Here is a 23,361-nt window from a genome sequence, read left to right as displayed (position 1 = left end):
ACACTGGTGCAATTTTGCAACGCGGCAGGAATTTTTGTGCAGCGCACGCAACCATAATGAAAAAGGGCCGGCGATCGCTCGCCGGCCCATATTTCATACGGGTAGAAAGGGATTGAATCAGGCCGCGTCTTCGGCCCGCTTTTCCTTTTCACTGAATACCCGAATCGGTTCCTTCGTCCCGGCCACGACATCCTTGTCGACGACCACTTCGCCGACGCCCTGCATGGATGGCAGATCGAACATGGTGTCCAGCAGGATCGCTTCGAGAATGGAACGCAGCCCGCGTGCACCGGTCTTGCGCTCGATCGCCTTCTTCGCGATCGCGGTGAGGGCATCGTCGGTGAAGCTGAGTTCGACATTCTCCATGTCGAACAGCTTGCCATATTGCTTAACCAGCGCGTTCTTCGGCTCAACCAGGATCTTGACCAGAGCGGTTACATCCAGATCCTCCAGCGTCGCGATGACGGGCAGACGGCCGACAAATTCGGGGATCAGGCCGAACTTGAGCAGATCTTCAGGCTCGCTCTGACGCAGCAGTTCGCCGGTCTTGCGTTCCTCGGGCGCGGCGACATGAGCGCCAAAGCCGATCGACTTGGCCTCCAGACGGTCGCCGATGATCTTTTCAAGGCCCGCAAAGGCGCCGCCGCAGATGAACAGGATGTTGGTCGTATCGACCTGAAGAAATTCCTGCTGCGGGTGCTTGCGGCCACCCTGGGGCGGAACCGAGGCGGTGGTGCCTTCCATCAGCTTGAGCAGCGCCTGCTGCACGCCTTCGCCCGATACGTCGCGGGTAATGGAGGGATTCTCCGCCTTGCGGCTGATCTTGTCGATTTCGTCGATATAGACGATGCCGCGCTGCGCCTTTTCGACATTATAGTCGGACGCCTGGAGCAGCTTGAGGATGATATTTTCCACATCCTCACCGACATAGCCGGCTTCGGTCAGCGTGGTCGCATCCGCCATGGTGAAAGGCACGTCGAACGTCTTGGCCAGCGTCTGCGCCAGCAAGGTCTTGCCGCAGCCGGTCGGGCCGACGAGCAGGATATTCGACTTGGCCAGCTCCACCTCGCCCGGCTTGGAGCCGTGGTTCAGGCGCTTGTAATGATTGTGGACAGCGACAGACAACACGCGCTTCGCGCGGTTCTGGCCGATCACATAATCGTCGAGGACATCGCAGATTTCCTGCGGGGTGGGCACGCCGCCATCCTTCTTGCCAACAAGACCACCCTTGGTCTCCTCGCGGATGATGTCGTTGCACAGTTCCACGCATTCGTCGCAGATGAACACGGTCGGTCCTGCGATCAGCTTGCGCACTTCATGCTGCGACTTCCCGCAGAAGGAGCAGTACAATGTGCTTTTCGAATCCGAACCGGTAAGCTTAGTCATTCGCCATTCTCTCTTCCCCCCCGGTTTACAGCCACCAGAACCGCGTTCGGTGAGGGATTTTCTGGTCCAAAGGCCATTCTAGACCGCGGCGCGTCCATTCCACAAGGGCAGAAAGTGACGCATCGCGGTAAAGATTGTCTTTAAGCGTCGTTAGGATCGACCGCGACCGGACGGCGATCGAACACTTCATCGACCAGACCGAACGCCTTGGCTTCGTCCGCTTCAAGGAAGGTGTCGCGGTCCATCGCCTTTTCGACCGCTTCGAGCGTCTGCCCGGTGTACTGGACATACAAGTCGTTCAGGCGACGGCGGATACGCAGGATTTCCTTGGCCTGGATCTCGATATCCGACGCCATGCCCTGTGCACCGCCGGACGGCTGATGCACCATGATGCGCGCATTGGAGAGCGCGATGCGCTTGCCCGGTTCACCGGCGGCCAGCAGGAAGCTGCCCATCGATGCGGCCTGGCCGATGCAGACGGTGCCGACCTGCGGACGGATATATTTCATCGTATCGTGGATCGCCATGCCGGCCGTCACCACGCCGCCGGGCGAGTTGATATACATCCAGATGTCCTTCTTCGGATTTTCCGATTCAAGGAACAGAAGCTGGGCGACGATCAGCGACGCCATATGATCTTCGACCTGGCCGGTGACGAAAATGATGCGTTCCCGCAGCAGCCGCGAGAAAATGTCGAAGCTGCGTTCGCCGCGGTTCGACTGTTCGATGACGATGGGAACCAGGGCGGCCATGGGATCGGTCATGATATCGGTCATTGTGCTCTTTCAGTCTGGTGCTTTTGCCCGGTCCCTACATCGGCACAAAAGGCGGATGGTTCAAGGGGGAAGGCGTCGCCGTCTTCCAGGGCATGAATGAGGTTCAGTCGCGACGGCCGTAGTCGGATGGCGCGCGGAAGGCGAGATAGGCAAGGCGGCGGACTTCGCGACGTCCGCGTACGACCGTGTCGAGGATAAGGCCGCACATGGCACACAGCGTCGCCAGGATCATGAGGCCGGTGACCAGGATCGCGGTGGGGAAACGCGGGACCAGGCCGGTGTGGAGATAGGTGACGATCAGCGGCGCCGCAAGGCCAAGAGCCAGGGCCGCCAGGAAAGCCGCGATGATGCCGAAGAAAAGGATCGGCCGCTCGATGCGGTAGAGCGTGATGATCGTTCGCAGGATGCGGAAGCCGTCGCGATAGGTGCTGAGCTTGCTGACCGATCCTTCGGGACGCGCGCCATAGGCGGTCATGACCTCCGAAACGGGCATGGCGAGTTCCAGCGCATGGACGCTGATTTCCGTTTCAATCTCGAAACCGGCCGACAGGACCGGGAAGCTCTTGACGAAGCGGCGGGAAAAGACGCGATAGCCAGACAGGATGTCGGTAAAGCTGCGGCCGAACAGCTGCTTCAGCAGGCTGGTGAGCGCCCAGTTGCCGAAGCGGTGGCCGCGACGATAGGCTTCCTCCACCTCCGACCTGCGGGCGCCCACGACCATGTCCAGATTATCCTCCAGCATGGCGGCAACCATGCGGGGCGCGGCGGCGGCCTCATAGGTCGCATCGCCATCGGCCATGATGTAGATGTCGGCATCGACGTCTGCAAACATGCGGCGGACGACATGGCCCTTCCCCTGCTGACCCACGCGGCGGACGATCGCCCCTGCCCCGGCAGCGAGTTCGCGGCTGCCGTCCGTGCTGTTATTGTCGAACACGTAGATATCGGCGGCGGGCAGCGCGCGGCGGAAATCCGCCACCGTCTGCACGATCGCACCGGCTTCATTATAGCAGGGCAGGATCACCGCGACGCGCGGGGCCGCAACGGCCGGTTGACTGTTCACCGCGGGATATTCCTTCATCGCCTTCCCATGCCCCCATCTGACTGGGTTCGACATGGCGCATCATGATTAAAATTTCGTCTGCCATGCCGCGTTGGAAATGAAAAGCGCCCGCGCTTCGCGAGGAAGCCGGGCGCTCATCATGTCGGCAAGGACGGGCTTATTCAGCCTTGGCAGCGGCCTTCTTGGGGGCAGCCTTCTTCTTGGGCTTCTCTTCAGCCGCCGCGTCTTCCCCGGCGACAGCTTCGTCCTTCTTGGCCGCGGCCTTCTTGGGCGCAGCCTTCTTCACCGGCGCTTCTTCAGCAGCGGCTTCCTCGGCAGGCGCGTCTTCGGCTTCGGCCTTCTTCTTGGCCGCGGCCTTCTTGGCCTTGGGCTTTTCGTCGCCATGGTCATGACCGCAGCCGGGGCCGTGGACATGGGGCTTCAGATCGCCGTCTTCGGCTTCGATCGCGGCTTCCAGCTCTTCACGGCTGACGGCGCGGTCGGTTACTTCTGCCTTCTCGAACAGGAAATCGACGACCTTGTCTTCATACAGGGGGGCGCGCAGCTGAGCGGCGGCCATCGGATCCTGGCGGACATATTGCACGAAGCGCTCACGGTCCTGCGGGCCATACTGCTGCGCAGCCTGCATGATAAGGCGGTTCATTTCCTGGTCGGACACGACGACGCCATTGGCCTGGCCGATTTCCGAAAGGAGCAGGCCGAGGCGGACACGACGCACGGCGATGGCGCGATAATCTTCCTTTTCGGCTTCCATTTCGGCGATCGCGGCGGCCGGATCTTCCTCATGGGTCGCTTCATGCTGAAGCTGCTGCCAGATTTGATCGAACTCGGCTTCCACCATGCTGGGCGGTACGTCGAAGTCGTGGGCAGCGGCCAGCTGATCGAGCAGCTTGCGCTTCATGTAGGTGCGGGTCAGGCCGTTATGTTCCTGCTCGATCTGGCCCTTCAGAAGCTCCTTGAGCTTGTCCAGACCTTCAAGACCCAGCGACTTGGCGAAGTCTTCGTCGACCTTGGGCTTGTCGGCATTCAGGATCGACTGCACGGTGACGTCGAACGTCGCTTCCTTGCCGGCGAGATGCTCAGCGCCATAATCTTCCGGGAAGGTGACGGTGATCGTCTTTTCCTCGCCCTTCTTCACGCCGGTCAGCTGCTCTTCGAAGCCGGGGATGAACTGGCCGGCACCGATCTTGAGGTTCACGCCCTCGGCCGAACCGCCTTCGAACGCCTCGCCGTCCACCTTGCCGACGAAATCGATCTTCAGCGTGTCGCCATCCTTTGCCTTGTGGGCAGCGGGATGTTCTTCAAGAGCGCCCTGCTGGCTGGCAATGCGGCCAGCGGCTTCATCGACCTGTGCGTCGGCAACTTCGACGGTCAGGCGTTCCAGCTTCAGACCATCGACGCTGGGCGCGGCGATTTCGGGCAGCACTTCCAGAGCGACCTTGATCTCGGCGTCCTTGCCGAATTCGAAGCCTTCGTCCAGTTCGACCGAAGGCTGCATCGCGGGACGCAGCTTCTGGTCGGCGATCAGCTTCTGGATGCTTTCCTGGATGCTGTTGTTCAGGGCGTCGCGCTGAAGCGATTCACCGTGCATCTTCTTTACAAGGTTGGCAGGCACCTTGCCGGCACGGAAACCGGGCATGCGCACTTGCGGTGCGATGGCCTGCACTTCCTTGTCGACACGGGCGTCGATGTCCTTCGACGTGATGGTTACGGTGTAGGCGCGCTTAAGGCCCTCGTTCAACGTCTCGACAGTCTGCATCTCTTCTCTCAAACGCTTTCTTCAGCTGAATTTCGGTGGCGTCGCCGCAGGCGGCGTCTGGTGCGGGCGAAGGGACTCGAACCCCCACATCATACGATACCAGAACCTAAATCTGGCGCGTCTACCAGTTTCGCCACGCCCGCATCGGTCGCCGGTCGGCGCGGCATAGAGAAAAGCGCGGTAAGAGGCAAGCTATAGTGGAACGCCCTGCGGAACCGCCCTGCTGCCCGAACGTAGGTCCATTGCGTTACACAGGAGATACAGAGATGGCCACCCGCCCAGACCATAATCCCGACGGCCTCCCCCCGCCCGACCGGATAGAGCCGCAATCACCCGACGAACAGCCCGCGCCCCGTACGCCGGACGAAACCCCGATGACCCAGCCGGACGAAATCAGCCCGGTCGGCCCGGATTACGACCAGCCCGACAGTGCGCCGGCCGAATTGCCGCCGCCGCCGGATTAAGCGGTGCGGCGCTACGGCAGGCGTCACGGCAAAGGATTGCCGCGACACAAGTGTGCGCTTGCCGCAACATATCCACAATTAATTTACGATCGAGGGAACCATTTTGGTATTTTGCCGGAAAATGACTGATCCGTGGCTGGACAGGCCCCTGCATCCATGATTGAAATATGTCATCGAGAAGACAGAAAATGAAATGCTGGAGAGGCGCGGCTGACAAAATAAGGGGGTCAACGTGCATAGGGTTCGCGCTAAGTTAGACTGGTTCAAGACGGTTATCCTGCCACAGGAAGCCGCCCTTCGTGGCCGCCTTCGCAGGATATTGCCATCCACCCACGAGCTGGAAGACATGGTCGCCGAGGTATTGGCCCGCGCCTATGCCACGGAGAATTGGGAGAATGTGACGACAGGCCGCGCCTATCTGTTCACGATCGCCCGCAACCTCGTCATCGATACCGCTCGCCGCAACAAGGTGGTCAGCTTCGAAACCATCGCCGATCTGGAATTGCTGGGTGGCGAAAATAATATCGAGGCGCAGCTTCATGCCCGCGAGGCACTTCGGCAGGTGGAAACCATCGTCGAGTCGTTGCCGACCCAATGTCGCCGCGTCTTCATTTTGCGGCGCATCCATGAAAAATCGATGCTGGAAATAGCGGAGGAAATGACTCTATCCGTTTCTACTGTTGAAAAACATCTGGCCAAAGCCATCGCGATAGTTATGCGGGCCTGGGCAGAACGTGAGGAAACGGACTTCGAGCGTGCAGGCGTCGGGACCAGGGTCGATCAACGTAGGCAGGGACTCGATCGAGGCGCAAGCCGCGCGCCTGCTAGCCCGGCTTAACAGCGCCCCTACACCACAAGACGAAGCTGAAATTTGCGACTGGGTCGAAAGCGACCCGCGCCATGCCATCGCCTTTGCCCGCGCCGAAGCCGCGTGGGAGGCCGCCGAGCGATTGAAGAGCGCCGCGGCCGACGTCACATTGCCCCCCATGGCGGAGATCGTCAGCGAGGAACAGCAGCGCCGCCTGTCCCGCAACATCATGATCGCCGCTGCCATCGCGATCATTTTCTTCATCGTCGCCGCGGTCGTGACCATCCGCACCTTCAACGGCGTCGATCGCTATCAGACCGCGATCGGCGAATTGCGCGATGTGAAGCTGGACGACGGATCGGTCCTGCACCTCAACAGCGACAGCGAAGCCGAAGTGCGGTTCACCGCGCATGGCCGCAAAGTGCGCCTGTTCAAGGGCGAAGCCTCGTTCGACGTCAATCAGGACAAGAAACGGCCGTTCGATGTCGAAGCCCGGTCGGCGGTGATTCGATCCGAAGGCACCACCTTCAACGTGCGGATGCGCCCGTCGATCGTCGAACTGACCGTGACGCGGGGCAAGGTCATCGTCTATTGCAGCAAGGGCAAGCCGCACCCGGTTTCCGCAGGTGGCGGCGCGGTGATCCAGCCCCGCACGGTTGCGCTCACCAACCTTGGCCCCAAGCTGGTCGACCAGCGTACCGCCTGGCGAGCGCAGATGGTCGAACTGGATGGCGAAACGATCGAGCAGGCGGCAGGCGAATTCAACCGTTATCGCGCCGCACCCATATTGATCGGCGATTCGCGCGTGTCGGCTCTGCGTATTGGCGGCCGCTTTCCAACCAAAGGTAGCCGGGAATTTCTGTCGGTGCTGCAATTGAGCCTGCCGATCCGTGCCGTCCATGGCGAAGACGGGTCGGTGATGCTGCTCTATCGCGATGAAGTCGCCGCTGCGCTGACGGTCAATTAGACCGCGCTTTCTTCCTATGCTCGCAATGACGGATTAGGTCAGCTTTATAGGATCGTAGGCTACATCGCGTTGTCGGCGGCGTTCAACGCATCGTCAAAGCTTTCGGGTAGCGGCGGCTGCACCGGACGATCGCAGCCCTGCTCCTTCATATGGGCGCGCAAGGCATCCATGCGGCCGAGATTCCAGCGCGCAAGCGGCACGCCGAGGGGACGAAATTCGGCCCGGTCGAACAACTCCACCACGTAGGATTTGCAGAGGTCGTCCACCTGATCGAGCGACAGCATCCCAAGGTTCATGACCATGGGCTTACCCGGCACGCCGTTGCGACCGCGCACAAGGTCCGTGACATACAGCCCGCCGCGCGGATCGATCAGCACCACGTCCGCCTCGCTCGAATCGATGAGGCGATGGCTGGCGGCATAGGGCGCGACAAAGGCATGGGTGCGCCAGACCAGATAGGTGCTGGCCAGGATGGTGATGGCCATGCCGATAAGGAGCGGGCGCATGGCCCCCTGTGGACGGAAGCGTGCCCAGCCCAAACCGGCCAGCAAACAGAAAGGGCCGATAAAGCCATGGGCATAACGGAAACCCCAACCATAGCCCTGCGCCAATGCCAGCAGGCAGCCGGCAAGGCAGCCCATAGCCAGCGGCAGCGCGATTTCCTGCCCCCGGATCATCGCGCGCCAGCGCATGGCGGCGATGCCGAGCATGGCCAGCGGCACCATCAAAATATTGTTCCAGGCGACGTAACGGGTGATGTTGACCAGCGGTTGCCAACGATCGCCAAGCCGCTCGAACAGGCTGCCCACCTTGTCGGCGACACCGGCGGAGGGACGGATATCGATCGGGGCGCCGAGCGCGTGCATCAAGAATGTCGGCCAGACCTTCGCCCAGATAATGACGATCGCCACCAAGGTCAGCACATGGAAGGCCGCGACCGTCCAACGCCGTGCCAGCAGCATCCACAAGATGAAGGGCGCGATGAAGATCGGCGGAAAATGCCATTGGTGCAGGCCAGCGGCGATCAGCGCCACCACGCCGGCACTCACATGGCCGATCAATCCCCCGCGCAGGACGAGCGCCAGCCAGACCATGTTGAGCGCAAAATGGCCGGTCATGGCATAAGGGGTCATCGCCGTGACCCAAAGCTGGCTGGAGGAGAAGCCCAGCAATATCGTCACCCAGACCGCATCCGGGCGATCGGGCATCAGGTGCAGCGCCACGCGCCACAGCGCAAACAGCCCCACCATCAACAGCGCCGGGCCGGCCAAGTTGGGATCGCCCAATTGCCAGAAGAGCGCCTGGATCGCGCTGTTCACCGGCAGATAGGCTGCCGTCCAATAATCCGCCGCGCCGAAGGGCGAGAAAAATTCCGGCATGATCGCGCGGCGATAGGGTTCCCACTCCATGGGGATCGGCCGGGCAAACAGGCCTTCGCGCATATAGGCAGCGGCGAAGCGGGCGACTTCTTCATCCCGGCTGATCGCATAATCCTGAAACAGGGCATAATGGCCGGCCCATGCCGCCATGCCCAGCAGAACGATGAGCGGCACAACGATGCGCGCGGTCGGCCGGGGGAACGCAAACCCCTTCCCCTCCGCCCAGGGCGCAGCGAGCGCCAGCAACAACAGCGATCCCAAAAGCGCGGGGAAATCCTGATCCAGCAGCAGGATGACGGCCAGGCTGACGCCCTGGCGATAGGTGACATGCCAAAGGAAGGTGGCGCCAAGCCACAGGGCCAGGCCGATCGCTCCAGCCAGAAACAGGCGTCGCGCGCTGACGAACCCGGCTGTGTCGCCCATGGTCAAGCCCCGACCACCGTCCGGTTGACGAATATGCCATCCATTTCGACCAACAGGGGGAAATGGCCCTTATTATTGGCAAAGAAGGCGGAGGGGACGAAGCCGCGATCGGCCAGCCAATCGATCATCTCGCGATAGCCGGTGCCGCCTTCATAGATGGGGCGGACGCCCAGCTCCGTCTGGACGCCAAGCATGTTCGTAAGGACCGCGCCCGCGCCTTCGCACACCGACAGGTCGTGCCCCTGTGTGTCCATCTTCAGGAAAGGGCGCGCAAAGCCATGTTGCGCGACAAGTTCGGGAAGCAGCGTGTCGAGGCGACGGCATTGCATCTCCACCGTCTTCGTCACCTTGTTGCGGTCGGCGAAGATGGGGTCCTGTTCATCCGATGGGTTTTTCAGCGAGCTGAACTGGTCTGCGGCCATGATGTTGAAGCTGGCGGTGCCATCGAAATCGGACAGGGCCATGTTGAAGACGTGCCAGTGCCGGTCGGACGCAGCGGCCTTCTGCAATTCGACGAACACATCCGGGTTCGGCTCGAAGGAGAGGATCAGCCCCTTATAGCCCGCATCCTGGCGCAACATGGTGGCATATTGGCCGCGATTGGCGCCGACATCCAATAGGCAATCGACCGAGAAGACCGACAGGAAGCGCTTGAGCGCCTGAATTTCCGGATATTGGTGGACGCGGCCGGCCAGCGCCAGACGCAGGGCCAGCTTGCGGTCGGCCAGTTCGCGCAGATAACGGTTCATGCGCGCGCGGCCAATGCGGTTTCATAAATGCCGATGGTCGCCACCGCCATATCCTTCCAACTTCCCATTGCCTGTCCATGGGCGCGTGCCTGCGCGCCATGGCTGTGCCTGATGGCCGCGCTTTCGATCAGCGGCAAGAGGGCTTGGGCCAGTGCAGGCGCATTTCCCGCCCGCGCCCTGACCGCGACGCCGTCCGGCAACTGGCCAAACATGCCTGCATCGGACGTCACCATCGCCTTGCCATGGTGAAGGGCGGACAGGAAAGCACCGCTCGAATCGATATGGCGGTACGGGAAGACGATCATGTCGGCCCGGGCCATATGCGCGTCGAGCCGGGCTTCGTTGAGGAAGCCGAAATCAGTGGCGAGGCGGTGAGAGAAGCCGGCCTGGGCGACGGCGTCGATCAGCGGCGCCATGTCCATGAAGGGCTTGCCGGCAAGGACCAGTTGGAAGGCATGGCCGGCGCGCCAGAGCTGAAGGCAAGCCTCGATCAATATATCGACGCCCTTATAGGGGCGGATCGTGCCGAAGAAGAGCAGGCGCGGGATGGTGGCCGCGGGGATGGCGGCGAAATCGGCGGGCGCGGCCGGGGCGAGGCGCATCGGCGGGTGCGGGGTCACCTGGATGCGGGCCGGATCGATGCCCTGCCCGATCAAGGCCGCGCGGGTGGTTTCGCCATGGACGACCAGCGCGTCGAACAGATCGAGCAATGCGCGATAGCCGCGTCCCTGAAGGCCGGCATCGGCATGATAGGCGTCGGCATTATGGACGGTGTGGACCAGCGCCGCGCGCCCCTTCAGCCGGTTCAGCAGCAACCGGTCGGCAGGCGCCAGCGGGAGCCACTGGACATGGACGACATTCGCTTTTGTGAGGGGCGCGATGTCGCCCAATGCGCAGGTCAGGCCATATTCCGCCGCCTTGGCCATGCGGAAGGCGCGCCCTTCCCCCAATCGCGTCCGCAAGGCTTCGCTGCGCCGAAAATATCGCGGCCGATAGGTGTAGCCGCGCGGTACGATCGCGTCGGTGTCGCGCATCGGGCGACCGAGCAGGGTGACATCCATGCCCTGCCCCGCAAGCGCCGCGCACAGGCTGTCGTCATAGCGCCCGGTGAAGAGGGAGGGATCGACCATGGCGACCTTCATGCTCGCACCAACCGACGCAGGGAGAGGAGATGGAGCATGGCCACGCCCGCGAGCGTCAAGGCGTAGAGCGCAAGGAAGGCCAGATCGAACCGGTCTGGCCAGAGCAGGAGGGCAAGCGGCGCGCTCGCCAGCGATCCGGCGAGGAAAGGCAGCGATCGGGCCAGCAATTCGCCAAAGCGCCCCAACGCGCCCTGCACATAGACCGAGACGCAAAGCAGGGTCAGTGCCGCCAGAGCCAGGATGATGAGCAGGATATCCGCCCGGTCGATCGTGGCGCGGCCGTCGAACAGCAGAGCGAACAAGCGGTCGCCAGCCAACAGCAGTACGGCGGACAGGCCGGCGGCAAAGAGCAAGGCCGCCGCCAGAGCACGACCAAGCAATTGGCGCAGGCGCGCAACATCGCCGGCATGGAAAGCACGGGTTATGCGGGGCAAGGCAGCCTCCACCGTGGCGCGGACCAGCATCGACAAGGCGCGCGACATTTTGAAGAAGAAATCGAAGACCAGCATCGGTCGGGCGTCGCTGGTGGCCAGCGCGATCGTGAAATAGGGCGCATTATAGGCGATGATGTCGGAGACGGTGAAGGCCGCCGAGGCCCCGATATCACGCAGATAATGGGCGCGGACATGACCGCCGCCGACGCGAAAGGCGATCCAGTGGCGGCGCGTCATGCCAAGGCGACGATGGACATGGCCGATGGCATAGCCGATCACAAGGATGCTGACCGCCAGTTGCAGCCCGACCGACAAGCGCGGGTCCAGGCCCGCCAGCATCGCAAGCAGCAGGCCGATCGTCACGACGCGCCGCGCGCAATCCAGTCCTTCCCACAGGAAATTACCGTCCACCGCCGCCAGCGCCCGCTTGGCCAGGAGAGCCGGCAGATTGAGACAGGCGGACAGGAAGAAGAGGAGGAAAAGCAAGGGCATGGCGGTCGATAGCCAGCCGCCCGCCAGCGCAATCAGCAGGATCACGGTGGCGCCGACGACCAGCAGGCCGAGAAACAGGAACAGGACGCCCATTTCCTCCAGCCGAAAGCCGCCATCCTGGGGCCCCTCCTCACCGCCAAGCCAATGCCGCCGCAATCGGGCATAAATGATGCTGGTCAGGCCAAATTCCGCCGAGATTGTGAAATTGCCGAACGCAACCAGCAGCAGGAAGGCTTGAAACTCGCCGATCGGCAGCACGCGCACGAACACGAAGGTGACGGCAAAGCCCCAGATCAGCACCAGCCCGACATTGGCGAGCTTAACCAGTGCAAGAAAGCGGGCCGAGCCTTCCAGCCGCGCGAGGCGGCTCACCGTGCGGACTCTCCGCCCGGCTTGCGCGCGCGGAACAGCCGGTCGTCGAGGGCGTGAAAATGGCGGATGTCGTCGTCGATGGATGCGGCGTCAATCTGTTCCAGATCGAAACCGGCGGCGCGGATGCGGTCGGCGAAATCGAGGCCATATTGGCGGACATGGTCCCACTGGCCGAAACGGCGCTCCCGCTCACGCGGCGGGATATCGAAGCTGCCATCTTCGGTCGGCTTGTCCCATAATGGCACGATCAGCCAGGCTTCGCCGCCGGGCTTGAGCGCGCGATGGATGTTGCGCAACACGGCCATGTCGTCGGGCACATGTTCCATCACATGGCTGGCGTAGAAGAGGTCGTAGCGGTCGCTGTCCGCCAATTCCATCAAATCGACGCGGTGCATGTGCGGCACCGTATAGCGTGCGGGATCGAGGTCCGCCGGGACATAGTCGGCGGCGGCGGAAAAGCGCCTGACCAGACTCCCCTCATTGGGGGCCATGTGAAGGATCGCGCCGGCGGTCGGCACGGTCAGCGTCCCCTGCTGGATCAGCCAGTTCATCAGCCGCTCGCGCGGCGAGGCGCCACATTGCGGGCATCCCCATTCGCCATTGTCGCCATAACGGAAGAAGCCGACCACGGCGCTGCCACAGGCCGGGCAGCTGCGCGTGGCGCGTGCGCCCAAAGCCTTGCGCAATGTGAGCGCCGTCTTGGTCAGATGCTTGCCGGCGGCCTTGGCCACCCGCTGGACAGTAATCACTGGTCGCTCCGCGCAGGGTAGGTGAAAGGCCGCGCTATACTATAAGCGACGGGTAATGCGAGAGGCTTTCGGGATCAGGCCAGCAACGTGCGCACCAGTTCGGGCACAAGCTGGCTGGCCGGGCCGAGCCGCGTCTCATCGAAATAGACGCTGCCGGCCGAAGGATCGAGATTGAGTTCCAGCGTGCGGGCACCGACATGACGGGCAGTCTGGACAAAGCCGGCAGCCGGATAGACCGCGCCCGATGTGCCGATCGACACGAACAGGTCCGCGTTGCGTACCGCATCGTAGATCCGATCCATCTCATACGGCATTTCGCCGAAGAACACGATGTCGGGACGCAGGCGCGGCTTGCCGCAGCCATCGCAGATGCTGCCGGGTGGCAGCGCGTCGGCCCATGGGGCCGCCTTGCCGCAGGCGGCGCAAAGGGCAGACTTAAGTTCTCCGTGCATGTGGATCAGCCGCTTGGCCCCGGCCCGTTCGTGCAGATCGTCGACATTCTGCGTCACGATCAGCAATTCGCCGGGCCAGGCGGCGTCGAGCGCGGCCAGCGCCTGATGCGCAGCATTAGGCTGAACCTCCGCCAGCTTCGCGCGCCGCTCGTCATAAAAACGATGGACCAGCGCCTCATCCCGCGCCAGCGCTTGCGGGGTACAGACGTCCTCGACGCGATGGCCCTCCCACAGGCCATCGGGCCCGCGAAAGGTGGCGAGACCGGATTCCGCCGATACGCCCGCGCCGGTAAGGATGACGATAGTGTGGATGTCAGTGCCCATGATAGACGCATTAGAGCGCAAGCGCGGCCGCGCCAAGGCGCAGGGATGACAAAGCCGCGCCGCTCTGGCATCGGCCACGTCCTGACGGATAGGAAATGAGGCGGGACATGACGACGATCGGCATTTTCGGAGCGGCGGGCCGGATGGGACGCGCGATTGCGCAGGTTGCAGCGGATACCGGCCTGGGGCTGGCGGGCGGCACCGATCGCGATCCTGCGGGCGAGATCGCGCCGGGCATCGCCATGACCGCCGACACACTGGCGCTGGCGGAAGCGAGCGAGGTGTTGATCGACTTTTCCGTGCCGGGCGCGCTGTCCGCGCATCTCGACGCCTGCATCGCGGCGAAGAAGCCGATCGTGATCGGCACCACCGGGCTGGAGCCGGTGCATCATGCCCTGATCGACGAAGCGGCCGTGCATATTCCTGTGCTCCAGACCGGCAATACCTCGCTGGGCGTCAACCTGCTGGCGGCGCTGGTGGAGAAGGCGGCTGCCGGCCTGGGCGACGATTGGGACATCGAGATCGTCGAGATGCACCACCGGCACAAGGTCGATGCGCCGTCCGGCACCGCGCTGATGCTGGGCGAGGCGGCAGCGCGCGGGCGGCATATCCCGCTGGCCGAGCATAGCGATCGCGGCCGCGACGGCATTACCGGCGCGCGTACGCCCGGCGATATCGGCTTCGTCGCTCTGCGTGGCGGATCGGTGGCGGGCGACCATCAGGTGATCTTCGCCACCGAAGGCGAACGGATCGAGATCGGCCATCGCGCCGAGAATCGCACCATCTTCGCCCGCGGCGCGGTGAAGGCGGCCCGCTGGCTGGTCGGGCAACCGGCCGGGCGGTACGATATGAAGGGCGTGCTGGGCCTGTAAATGAACAAGGCGCAGGTCTTCGATTTTTTCAGCCGTCTGGCCGAAGCCAATCCGGCCCCGGTGACGGAGCTGGAATATGGCAACGCCTATCAGTTGCTGGTCGCGGTCACCCTGTCCGCCCAGGCGACCGATGTCGGCGTGAACAAGGCCACGCGCGCGCTTTTCCGCGAGGTGACGACGCCGCAGCAGATGGTCGATCTGGGCGAAGACGGCTTGAAGCAGCACATCAAGACGATCGGGCTGTTCAATACCAAGGCCAAGAATGTGATCGGCCTGTCTGAAATTTTGGTACGCGATTATGGCGGCGAAGTACCGGAGGATCGCGATACGCTGACCACCCTGCCCGGCGTCGGGCGCAAGACCGCCAATGTCGTGGTGAACACCGCTTTCGGACAGGAGACGTTTGCGGTCGATACCCATATCTTCCGTGTCGGCAACCGGACCGGCCTGGCGCCGGGCAAGACGGTGCTGGCAGTGGAGGAGAAGCTGGAGAAGCGGGTGCCCGGCCCGTTCCGGCGCGACGCGCATCACTGGCTGATCCTGCATGGCCGCTATGTGTGCAAGGCACGCAAGCCGGAATGCTGGCGCTGCATCGTCAGCGACCTGTGCCGGTTCAAGCCCAAGACGCCCGCGCCCAAGATTTCGGCGGCCAAGGCGGCCTGACACGGTCCAACGTGCATTTTCGCGCCGTTCATGACAAACATAGTACAGATGACGGATCGCGCTACGTGGCGCCGTCGATTCGGCGTGATATGAGGAGAGAAGCCATGTCCGCCCGTTCCAACCATCGCCTTGTCCTGTCCGTCGCACTGGCCTGCATCGCACTGCCCGCCTTGGCCAAGGAAGCGCCCGATCCCTACGTGCCGGCCAAGGGTGCGGCGATAGATTGCGTACAGATCCGGTCGATCCGGTCGACCAATGTGCGCGACGACCGCACCATCGACTTCATCATGAACGGCAAGAAAATCTACCGCAACAGCCTGCCCAGCAGCTGCCCCAGCCTGGGCTTCGAAAAGCGCTTTTCCTATCGCACCAGCCTGTCGCAGCTCTGCTCGGTCGATATCATCACCGTGTTGTGGAATGTCGGCCCTGGATTGCAGCCGGGCGCCAGTTGCGGCCTGGGCAAGTTCCAGCCGATGGAGAAGGCGGCAAAATAAGATCGGCCAAGGTGATTTTGACGCTGGCGCAGGGCCAAGGACTTTGCTACCCGCCCCTCCTGACCAGCGTCATGCACCCATAGCTCAGCTGGATAGAGCGTTGCCCTCCGAAGGCAAAGGCCAGTGGTTCGAATCCACTTGGGTGCACCATTTTCTCACAACAGACCGGCCTGACTTCGTTCGAAATCGAGCAGCCAGCGCTTTACCTCGACGCCGCCGGCGAAGCCGGTGAGCGCACCGTTGCTGCCGATAACGCGGTGGCAGGGTGCGATGATCGAGATGGGGTTGCGGCCATTGGCGGCGCCCACCGCACGACTGGCGGTGGGAAGGCCGATAGCGCGGGCGATGTCGCCATAGCTGCGTGTTTCACCGAAGGGGATGGTGCAGAGCGCCGCCCATACCTTCTTCTGGAAATCGGTGCCGCGAAAGTCGAGCGGCACGGTAAATCGCTGTAAATTGCCGGCAAAATAGGCGGTCAACTCCGTCGCCGTCTGCGCCAGCATGGGATGAGCAGGGCTGTCTTCCCGCATAGTCAGACGGACGCGGGCAGGATCGTCCTCTTCCCACAGGATTGCCACCAACCCTGCGTCGCTGGCCACCAGGGTCAGGACGCCGACGGGCGAGGGAAAGAGCGTTTGGACGAGGGCCATATGTAAATCTCCGCTACCTGCCTATGACCGATAGCGGAGATTATGGGCCAGGGCTTCTCCCGGCTTGCTGTCAAAGTCGGTGAGCGGCTTATTTCAGGCCGCCGCCCATCGCACGATAGAGTTCGACCATGTTGGTCGCACGAGTCAGGCGGGTGGCGACCAGGCTCTGCTCCGCGCTGTAGAGCGAACGCTGGGAATCCAGCGTTGTCAGGAAGCTGTCCACCCCGGCACGGAAGCGAGCCTCCGACAGGGTATAGGCTACCCGTGCGCTATCCCGCTGCGACGTCTGGGCCTCCACCTGCTGCGTCATGGTGCCGCGCCGGGCGAGCGCATCGGCGACTTCGCGGAAACCGGTCTGCACGCTCTTTTCATAGGTGGCGAGCATCGCGTCGTAAGTTGCCCTGGCGTAACGCAGATTACCCTTGTTCCGGCCGAAGTCGAAGATCGGCAGGGTTGCACCGGGCGCGACCGACCAGGTGTCGCTGCCGGACTTGAACAGGCCGGATAGGCCCAGACTGACCGTCCCAAGCGCTGCCGTCAGCGAAATGGTCGGAAAGAAAGCCGCGCGCGCCGCACCGATATTGGCGTTGGCGCCACGCAGATTATGTTCTGCCGACGCGATATCGGGACGGCGCAACAATATGTCGGACGAGATGTTCGCCGGCAGGTTGTCGAGCGTAGCGTCCTTTTGCTCCAGCGAATTGGGCAGATCCGACGCAGGCACGGTCGTTCCTACGAGCAGGTTGAGCGCATTCTGGTCCTGCGCCACCAGCGTCGTGGCCGCCGCAATGTCCGATCGGGCGCTGTCATAGCTGGTCTGCGCCTGACGGACCTCCAGTTCAGATGCGATGCCCCTGGCAAAGCGGGCCTTGTTGAGGTCCAGCGTCTTGCCGAAGGCCTGCTCCAGATCGCGGGCAATGCGCAACCGTTCCTGGTCCGCCGCCATGGTGAGCCAGGCATTGGCGGTTTCCGCGATCAGCGCCGTCTGGGCCGCATTTCGCGTTTCGACGCTGGCGAAATATTGCTCCTGCGCCGCTTTGGTCAGGTTGCGCACCCGACCGAACAGGTCGATTTCCCAAGAAGAAATGCCAAGCTGCGCCTGGTAAACGTCGGTGTTGAGCCGCTGGCTCTGGCCGAACTGGACGAGTGGCTGCTCCGAATAGGTCGCCGTGCCGCTGCCCGCCACGGTGGGGAGCAGGTCGGCCCGCTGCACCTTATATTGCGCCCGTGCCTGTTCGACATTGGCGAGTGCGATACGCAGGTCGCGATTGTTGGCAAGCGCGGTTTCGATCACACGCGCCAACCGCGCATCAGTGAAGAAATCGCGCCATGCCGTATCCGCCGGGACGATCGCCGATCCGTCGCCGGCGGGATAGGCATCACCCTGGGGCGTGCCGGCCGGAACGGGCAGTTCCGGCCGCACATATTTGGGCGCCATGTCGCAGGCGGCCAGCGCCAGCGAAAGGGTGATGGCGCCCAGCGCTTTCATGTTGCGCTTCATCTTCAAGCCTCCTGCGGCGCGTGCGGGGTGTCCGTGTCGCCAGCCGCATCTTCATGGTTCTTATGTTCGCGGAACAGCCGCTTCACGACGGTGAAGAAGACGGGGACGAAGAAGATCGCCAGCACCGTCGCCGACAACATGCCGCCGACAACCGCCCAGCCGATCGCGTTCTGACCGCCTGCACCCGCACCGGTCGAAACCGCCAGCGGCAGCACACCGAAGATGAAGGCGAAGCTGGTCATCAGGATCGGCCGCAAACGCAGCTTGCCCGCTTCCAGCGCCGCCTTGGCCGGCGACAAGCCCTCGCGCATCTTCTCTTCGGCGAATTCCACGATGAGGATCGCGTTCTTCGCCGACACGCCGATGGTCGTGATAAGCCCGACCTGAAGGTAGATGTCGTTGTTGAGCCCCGCCAGCGTCGCGGCGATGACCGCACCCAGCACGCCCAACGGCACCACCAGCATGACCGCGATCGGCACGGACCAACTTTCATACAGCGCGGCGAGGCAGAGGAAGACGATCAGCATCGAGAGCGCATAGACATAGGAGGACTGGCCACCCGACGTCTGTTCTTCGTAGGAGATGCCGTTCCAGCTGAATCCGACGCCGGCCGGCAGCTTTGCAGCATGTTCCTCCATCGCCTTCATCGCGGTGCCGCTCGATACGCCGGGCGCTGGCGCACCCTGGATGTTCATCGAAGGAACGCCGTTGAACCGCTCCAGTCGCGCAGGCCCCTGCACCCAGTCCGTCGTGGAGAAGGCGGACAAGGGGGCCATGGTGCCGGAGCTGCCACGAACGTGATAGGCGCCGATCGCTTCGGGCGTCATGCGGAAGGGCGCTTCGGCCTGTACATAGACGCGCTTCACGCGATCGCGATCGATGAAGTCGTTGATGTAGGAACCGCCCAAATTGGTGCTGATCGTGTCGTTGACGTCCGCCTGGGCGATGCCCAATGCGCCCGCCGCCGCCTGATCGACATTCAGTTTGAGCTGGGGCGTATCTTCCAGACCGTTGGGACGGACCTGCGCCAGGCGCTTGTCCGCCATGGCCATGCCGAGCAGCTGGTTGCGTGCCGCCAGCAGCTTTTCATGGCCCAGATTGGCCTGGTCGAGCAGCTGGAAGTCGAAACCGGAAGCATTGCCCAATTCCTGCACCGCCGGCGGCACGAAGGCGAAGGCCATGCCCGCAGAAATTTTCTGGAAAGCCATGTTGGCGCGCAACGCGATGGCCGGGACATGATTGTCCGCTCCCTTGCGATGCTCCCAATCCTTCATGCGGACGAAGACGATGCCGACATTCTGACCCTGCCCCACAAAACCGAAACCGGCGACGGTGAAGACAGCAGACACATTGGCCTTTTCATCGACCAGATAATGATCGCGCATCTTGGCCAGAGTGCGTTCCGTTTCTTCTATCGTAGCCCCCGCAGGCAAGGACACCTGGTTGATGATCATGCCCTGATCTTCATCCGGCAGAAAGCCGCTGGGCAGTCGCAGGAAGACGAACGCCATGGCCGCTGCAATCAGGACATAGACCAGCATGGTCCGGCCCCAGCGATGCTCGACCTTCTCCACGCCCCGGCCATAGCGAACCACGCCCTTGTCAAAGGTGCGGTTGAACCAGTCGAAGAAGCGGCCGAAAACCGAACCGATCGGCCCGTTCCAGCTATGCCCGTGCGAGGCAGGCTTCAGGATGGTCGCACAAAGCGCGGGTGTAAGAATAAGTGCCACCAAAACCGACAGGACCATCGAGGAGACGATCGTGATCGAAAATTGGCGGAAGATGACGCCCGTGGACCCGCCGAAGAAGGCCATGGGCAGGAACACCGCAGACAGAACCAGGCCGATACCGATCAGCGCGCCGCTGATCTCGTCCATCGATTTCTTGGCTGCTTCTTTGGGTTCAAGCCCCTCATCCTGGATGAGGCGTTCCACATTTTCCACGACGACGATCGCGTCGTCGACCAGCAGGCCGATCGCCAAGACCATGCCGAACAGGGTCAACGTGTTGATGGTAAAGCCAGCGACGCTAAGGATCGCGAGCGATCCCAGCAGCACCACCGGAACGGCGATTGTCGGGATCAACGTCGCGCGCCAGTTCTGAAGGAACAGGAACATGACGACGAAGACCAGCAGCACGGCTTCGAACAGGGTATGGATGACCTGTTCCACCGACAGCTTGACGAAGGTCGAGTTGTCGACGGGGAAGTCGTACTTCACCCAGTTGGGGAAATTCTTCGACAGTTGATCGACGCGGCTCTTCACCGCCTCCACCGTGTCGAGTGCGTTGGCACCGGGCGCCAGCTTCACGCCGAAGCCCGAAGCGGGATGGCCGTTGAATTTCACGCCAAAGCCGTAGGTTTCGGCGCCCAGTTCGACCTTGGCGACGTCCGACATCAGCACGACAGAGCCATCGCTGTTGCTGCGCAGGCGGATGTTGCGGAATTCTTCGGGCGTACGCAGACGCGACTGGGCCGTGACGGTCGCATTGAGCGCCTGCCCCTTGGGCGAGGGCGATCCACCGATCTGGCCAGCCGACACCTGGGCGTTCTGAGCCGTGATCGCCGATTTGACGTCGCCCGTGGTGACGCCCAGATTGGCCATCTTATACGGGTCCAGCCAGATGCGCATGGCATATTGCGAACCGAACAATTGCGTGTCGCCGACGCCGGTGACGCGGCTCAGCGGGTCTTGCAGGCTGGACGCAATGAAATCGCTCGCATCTTCCTGATCGTGGATCCCGTCATCGGAATAGACGGCCATGATGAGGAGGAAGCTGGACGTCGACTTGCCGACACGCAGGCCTTGCTGCTGCACTTCCTGCGGCAGCAGCGGCGTTGCTTGCGACAGCTTGTTCTGAACCTGCACCTGCGCGATGTCAGGGTCCGTTCCCTGTTCGAAGGTCAGGGTGATGTTGAGCGTGCCCGACCCGTCGCTGGTGGACGAGAAATAGCGCAGATTATCGATGCCCTTAAGCTGTTGCTCGATAATCTGCGTGGTCGTGCTTTCCAACGTCTGGGCGTTGGCACCGGGATAGGTGGTCTGGATCGTCACCGCAGGCGGCGCGATTTCCGGGAACTGCGCGACCGGAAGCGACCGGAGCGAAAGCAGGCCGGCCAGCATGATGACGATGGCGATGACCCATGCGAAGATGGGTCTGTCGATAAAATAGCGGGCCATGGCTTAGTGTGCCCCGCCCTGCTTGTCGGCCGGCGACGCGCCCTGGGCTGCCGCACCGCCTTCAGGGGCAGTGACCTGTTGCGGGGCTCCGGGCTTTACCACGGTGCCGGGACGCAGGTTCACTAGTCCTTCCACGATCAATTTGTCGCCAGCCTTGAGCCCATCGGTAACGATCCACTTGTCGCCGACGGCGCGATCGACCGTGACCTGGCGCATTTCGACCTTGTTGTCCTTGCCTACGACCATGGCGGTCGCGCGGCCCCGCGCGTCGCGAGTGATACCCTGCTGCGGCGCCAGAATAGCCTGGGTCCGTTCGCCTTCGATCAGCTTGGCGCGGGCGTACATGCCCGGAAGCAACAGACCGTCCGGATTGGGGAAGGTCGCACGCAACGTCACCGCACCCGATGTGGAATCCACCGTGACTTCGGAGAATTGCAGGCGCCCTTCGATCGGGTAGAGGCTGCCGTTGGGCAGGATCAACTGGATGCGGGCCCCCTGCGCTTCGCTGATGCCGCCCTTTTTCATCGCCTGCTTCAGATCGATGATCTGGGCCGCCGATTGCGAGACGTCGACATAGACGGTGTCGGTGCGCTGAATGGTGGTGAGCGCATCGGCCTGCCCCGCCTGCACCAATGCGCCCGGCGTGAAGAGCGAGCGGCTGATCCGGCCGGAAATAGGCGCGCGAATGCGCGTGAAATTCTGATTTACCTGGGCCGCCTGAAGCGCGCCACGCTGCGCCGCAACATTGGCACGTGCCTGCTGAGCGGCCGCATCCGCATCGTCATATTCCTGCTTCGACACGGCATTGATGCCGACCAGATCCTTATAGCGCTGTGCCTGCAAACCGGTCGATCGAATGGCGGCCTGGGCATTGGCAAGCGAACCCTGCGCCTGCGCCAGCGCAGCCCGATAGGGTGCATCGTCGATTTCGTAGAGAAGCTGCCCGGCGCGGACATAGCCGCCCTCCTCAAACAAACGGCGGCGAATCACGCCGCTGATCTGGGGCCGAACCTCTGCCGTTTCGACTGCAACGATGCGGCCCGGAAGTTCGTTCAGCAATGGTGCCGACTCGGTCTTGAGCGTCACGACACCCACTGCAGGCGGCGGCGGCGCAGGCTGTTCCTGCTGTCCACATGCGCTGAGCGCAAAGGCCGAGGCACATGCCAGCAGCCCGATGATTGTCCCCTTTTGCATCGATTGGATTCCGTTTTTTTAGGGATCGAAGATTTGGAATGAACGTTCATTCCGCTTGCCCGGCAGGTACGATCATGGCAATGCGATTTCAAGAGGCAAAAAAGCCGAAAGGGTGAATATGGTTGCAGTGCAGCAAGAAAAAAACGGTCAGTCTCGTATTCTGACGGCCGCGCGCACCTTATTCGATAGTCACGGCTTTCACCAGACGTCCATGGCAGAGCTTGCCAGCGCAGCCCAGGTGTCGGTCGGCCAGATCTATCGCCTGTTCAAAAGCAAGGAAGATATCATCGAAGCCCTGGTGCATGACGATGCGGACCAGTGGTGCGAGCAATTGGGCACATTGCAGGCGCGACTGGATGACGGCGAGTTGACCGTGGAGGAGACGTTCGAACAATTGCTGTTGCAGACGATCGACGAAAAGGACGAGGCGCTGGCCTTCGACATTTTGGCCGAAAGTTTCCGCAATAGTGAAGTGGCCGACACGATCGGGGTCATGTGCCAGCGCTTTCGCGTCTATATCCGCGATTTCGCCTGTGCCGCGAACGACCGGCTATCGGGCGAGACTCTGGACGCGGCCGAGGAAATGCTGCTCGCCTGTCTGTTTGGCCTGGGTCATCGCAGCATATCGCGGCCGCGCTTGTCTGCCGCGATCGCTGCAAGGCGGACCGCGCAGATGATCGTCGCCGCGCTGCGCGGGGTGCAATAACTTCCCTTCGACAAGCCTCCCCCGATCCCGTGAGGGAAAGCGACGCGAAGTTCGGTAAGGCCACAAAGCCTTTCCACCCCGTCCCGCCAATGCCTCTTCCCATCGCGGATATCTCTACATCGCTGCAACTTACCCGATCCCGACGGACTTACCCGCAATAGGTTTTTCGGAAGGTATTTCATGCAGATAGAGACATCGTTCGATCGCACTTATTTCGAGGCGCGGATGGAACGGAACCGCCAACTGGCCGAACGATCAAGTGACCCGACGATCCGTGACCTGCATCTGGAATATGTCCGCCTCTACGAACAATTGATGGAAGCGCCGCAACCCGTCTGATGCGCGGGGGCGGCGCTTCCCGAT

The 23,361-nt window shown here is 62.5% G+C and carries 22 protein-coding genes and 2 tRNA genes; 9 read left to right on the top strand and 15 right to left on the bottom strand.

What is annotated here, in order from left to right; all coding sequences use genetic code 11:
• Window positions 1–117: 117 nt before the first annotated feature.
• The 5 genes from clpX to AC07UX_RS04270 all read right to left on the bottom strand — a co-directional run bounded on the left by clpX (window position 118) and on the right by AC07UX_RS04270 (window position 5,127).
• Window positions 118–1,386, bottom strand: coding sequence for an ATP-dependent Clp protease ATP-binding subunit ClpX (gene clpX, locus AC07UX_RS04290; protein WP_495190737.1), 1,269 nt, complete (start codon window positions 1,384–1,386; stop codon window positions 118–120).
• A gap of 140 nt (window positions 1,387–1,526) precedes the next feature.
• On the bottom strand, window positions 1,527–2,162 hold the full coding sequence (gene clpP, locus AC07UX_RS04285) for an ATP-dependent Clp endopeptidase proteolytic subunit ClpP (protein WP_120250008.1): 636 nt from the start codon (window positions 2,160–2,162) through the stop codon (window positions 1,527–1,529).
• 103 nt (window positions 2,163–2,265) lie between these two features.
• Complete coding sequence (locus AC07UX_RS04280) at window positions 2,266–3,243, bottom strand: glycosyltransferase family 2 protein (protein ID WP_495190736.1); 978 nt, start codon at window positions 3,241–3,243, stop codon at window positions 2,266–2,268.
• Between the two features lie 139 nt (window positions 3,244–3,382).
• Window positions 3,383–4,984, bottom strand: coding sequence for a trigger factor (gene tig / locus AC07UX_RS04275; RefSeq protein WP_495190735.1), 1,602 nt, complete (start codon window positions 4,982–4,984; stop codon window positions 3,383–3,385).
• Between the two features lie 58 nt (window positions 4,985–5,042).
• Window positions 5,043–5,127 (bottom strand) — tRNA-Leu (locus tag AC07UX_RS04270).
• Between the two features lie 123 nt (window positions 5,128–5,250).
• On the opposite strand from AC07UX_RS04270, the gene AC07UX_RS04265 reads away from it, so the two are divergent.
• The 3 genes from AC07UX_RS04265 to AC07UX_RS04255 all read left to right on the top strand — a co-directional run bounded on the left by AC07UX_RS04265 (window position 5,251) and on the right by AC07UX_RS04255 (window position 7,223).
• On the top strand, window positions 5,251–5,448 hold the full coding sequence (locus AC07UX_RS04265; RefSeq protein ID WP_495190734.1) for a hypothetical protein: 198 nt from the start codon (window positions 5,251–5,253) through the stop codon (window positions 5,446–5,448).
• 232 nt (window positions 5,449–5,680) lie between these two features.
• Entirely contained in the window at window positions 5,681–6,286 is a 606-nt protein-coding gene (locus tag AC07UX_RS04260; RefSeq protein ID WP_495190733.1) for a sigma-70 family RNA polymerase sigma factor, read from the top strand.
• The gene (locus tag AC07UX_RS04255; RefSeq protein ID WP_495190732.1) at window positions 6,204–7,223 is read left to right on the top strand and encodes a FecR family protein; all 1,020 of its coding nucleotides are present in this window, start codon (window positions 6,204–6,206) and stop codon (window positions 7,221–7,223) included. The genes AC07UX_RS04260 and AC07UX_RS04255 overlap by 83 nt, the downstream gene beginning before the upstream one ends.
• Window positions 7,224–7,282: 59 nt before the next feature.
• Here the strand turns inward: AC07UX_RS04255 and AC07UX_RS04250 are convergent, their stop codons facing one another.
• From AC07UX_RS04250 to AC07UX_RS04225, 6 genes are all read right to left on the bottom strand, one after another.
• The gene (locus AC07UX_RS04250) at window positions 7,283–9,025 is read right to left on the bottom strand and encodes an MFS transporter (RefSeq protein WP_495190731.1); all 1,743 of its coding nucleotides are present in this window, start codon (window positions 9,023–9,025) and stop codon (window positions 7,283–7,285) included.
• Between the two features lie 2 nt (window positions 9,026–9,027).
• On the bottom strand, window positions 9,028–9,774 hold the full coding sequence (locus AC07UX_RS04245) for an FkbM family methyltransferase (protein ID WP_495190730.1): 747 nt from the start codon (window positions 9,772–9,774) through the stop codon (window positions 9,028–9,030).
• Window positions 9,771–10,916 (bottom strand): glycosyltransferase family 4 protein, encoded by a 1,146-nt coding sequence (locus tag AC07UX_RS04240; protein WP_495190729.1) that lies wholly within the window; start codon window positions 10,914–10,916, stop codon window positions 9,771–9,773. Before AC07UX_RS04240 ends, AC07UX_RS04245 begins: the two co-directional genes overlap by 4 nt.
• Window positions 10,913–12,214 (bottom strand): hypothetical protein, encoded by a 1,302-nt coding sequence (locus AC07UX_RS04235; RefSeq protein ID WP_495190728.1) that lies wholly within the window; start codon window positions 12,212–12,214, stop codon window positions 10,913–10,915. Before AC07UX_RS04235 ends, AC07UX_RS04240 begins: the two co-directional genes overlap by 4 nt.
• The gene (locus AC07UX_RS04230; protein ID WP_495190727.1) at window positions 12,211–12,963 is read right to left on the bottom strand and encodes a class I SAM-dependent methyltransferase; all 753 of its coding nucleotides are present in this window, start codon (window positions 12,961–12,963) and stop codon (window positions 12,211–12,213) included. Before AC07UX_RS04230 ends, AC07UX_RS04235 begins: the two co-directional genes overlap by 4 nt.
• A 74-nt stretch (window positions 12,964–13,037) precedes the next feature.
• Complete coding sequence (locus AC07UX_RS04225) at window positions 13,038–13,739, bottom strand: NAD-dependent deacylase (protein ID WP_495190726.1); 702 nt, start codon at window positions 13,737–13,739, stop codon at window positions 13,038–13,040.
• A 107-nt stretch (window positions 13,740–13,846) separates the two neighbouring features.
• On the opposite strand from AC07UX_RS04225, the gene dapB reads away from it, so the two are divergent.
• The 4 genes from dapB to AC07UX_RS04205 all read left to right on the top strand — a co-directional run bounded on the left by dapB (window position 13,847) and on the right by AC07UX_RS04205 (window position 15,918).
• On the top strand, window positions 13,847–14,611 hold the full coding sequence (gene dapB / locus AC07UX_RS04220; RefSeq protein ID WP_495190725.1) for a 4-hydroxy-tetrahydrodipicolinate reductase: 765 nt from the start codon (window positions 13,847–13,849) through the stop codon (window positions 14,609–14,611).
• Window positions 14,612–15,274 carry an endonuclease III gene (nth, locus tag AC07UX_RS04215; RefSeq protein ID WP_495190724.1) on the top strand — a complete coding sequence of 221 codons (663 nt, stop codon included), beginning with the start codon at window positions 14,612–14,614 and terminating at the stop codon, window positions 15,272–15,274.
• A 104-nt stretch (window positions 15,275–15,378) separates the two neighbouring features.
• Window positions 15,379–15,768 carry a hypothetical protein gene (locus AC07UX_RS04210; protein WP_495190723.1) on the top strand — a complete coding sequence of 130 codons (390 nt, stop codon included), beginning with the start codon at window positions 15,379–15,381 and terminating at the stop codon, window positions 15,766–15,768.
• 73 nt (window positions 15,769–15,841) lie between these two features.
• Window positions 15,842–15,918, top strand: a tRNA-Arg gene (locus AC07UX_RS04205).
• A 5-nt stretch (window positions 15,919–15,923) separates the two neighbouring features.
• Here the strand turns inward: AC07UX_RS04205 and AC07UX_RS04200 are convergent.
• From AC07UX_RS04200 to AC07UX_RS04185, 4 genes are all read right to left on the bottom strand, one after another.
• Window positions 15,924–16,418 carry a methylated-DNA--[protein]-cysteine S-methyltransferase gene (locus tag AC07UX_RS04200; protein ID WP_495190722.1) on the bottom strand — a complete coding sequence of 165 codons (495 nt, stop codon included), beginning with the start codon at window positions 16,416–16,418 and terminating at the stop codon, window positions 15,924–15,926.
• An 88-nt stretch (window positions 16,419–16,506) separates the two neighbouring features.
• Window positions 16,507–17,919 carry an efflux transporter outer membrane subunit gene (locus AC07UX_RS04195; RefSeq protein ID WP_495190721.1) on the bottom strand — a complete coding sequence of 471 codons (1,413 nt, stop codon included), beginning with the start codon at window positions 17,917–17,919 and terminating at the stop codon, window positions 16,507–16,509.
• A 2-nt stretch (window positions 17,920–17,921) separates the two neighbouring features.
• Window positions 17,922–21,098 carry an efflux RND transporter permease subunit gene (locus AC07UX_RS04190; RefSeq protein ID WP_495190720.1) on the bottom strand — a complete coding sequence of 1,059 codons (3,177 nt, stop codon included), beginning with the start codon at window positions 21,096–21,098 and terminating at the stop codon, window positions 17,922–17,924.
• Window positions 21,099–21,101: 3 nt separating this feature from the next.
• Window positions 21,102–22,292: an efflux RND transporter periplasmic adaptor subunit gene (locus tag AC07UX_RS04185; RefSeq protein WP_495190719.1), complete on the bottom strand. Its 1,191-nt coding sequence runs from the start codon at window positions 22,290–22,292 to the stop codon at window positions 21,102–21,104.
• Window positions 22,293–22,410: 118 nt separating this feature from the next.
• Between AC07UX_RS04185 and AC07UX_RS04180 the strand changes: the two genes are divergently transcribed.
• Both AC07UX_RS04180 and AC07UX_RS04175 read left to right on the top strand, forming a co-directional pair.
• Window positions 22,411–22,998, top strand: coding sequence for a TetR/AcrR family transcriptional regulator (locus AC07UX_RS04180; protein ID WP_495190718.1), 588 nt, complete (start codon window positions 22,411–22,413; stop codon window positions 22,996–22,998).
• Window positions 22,999–23,178: 180 nt separating this feature from the next.
• Window positions 23,179–23,337, top strand: coding sequence for a hypothetical protein (locus AC07UX_RS04175; protein ID WP_495190717.1), 159 nt, complete (start codon window positions 23,179–23,181; stop codon window positions 23,335–23,337).
• Window positions 23,338–23,361: the final 24 nt, after the last annotated feature.

Source organism: Sphingobium sp. GW821-FHT02B05 (genome assembly GCF_059421905.1).
Note: the sequence above shows the minus strand (reverse complement) of the source record. Positions and strands in the feature narration are given on the sequence as shown.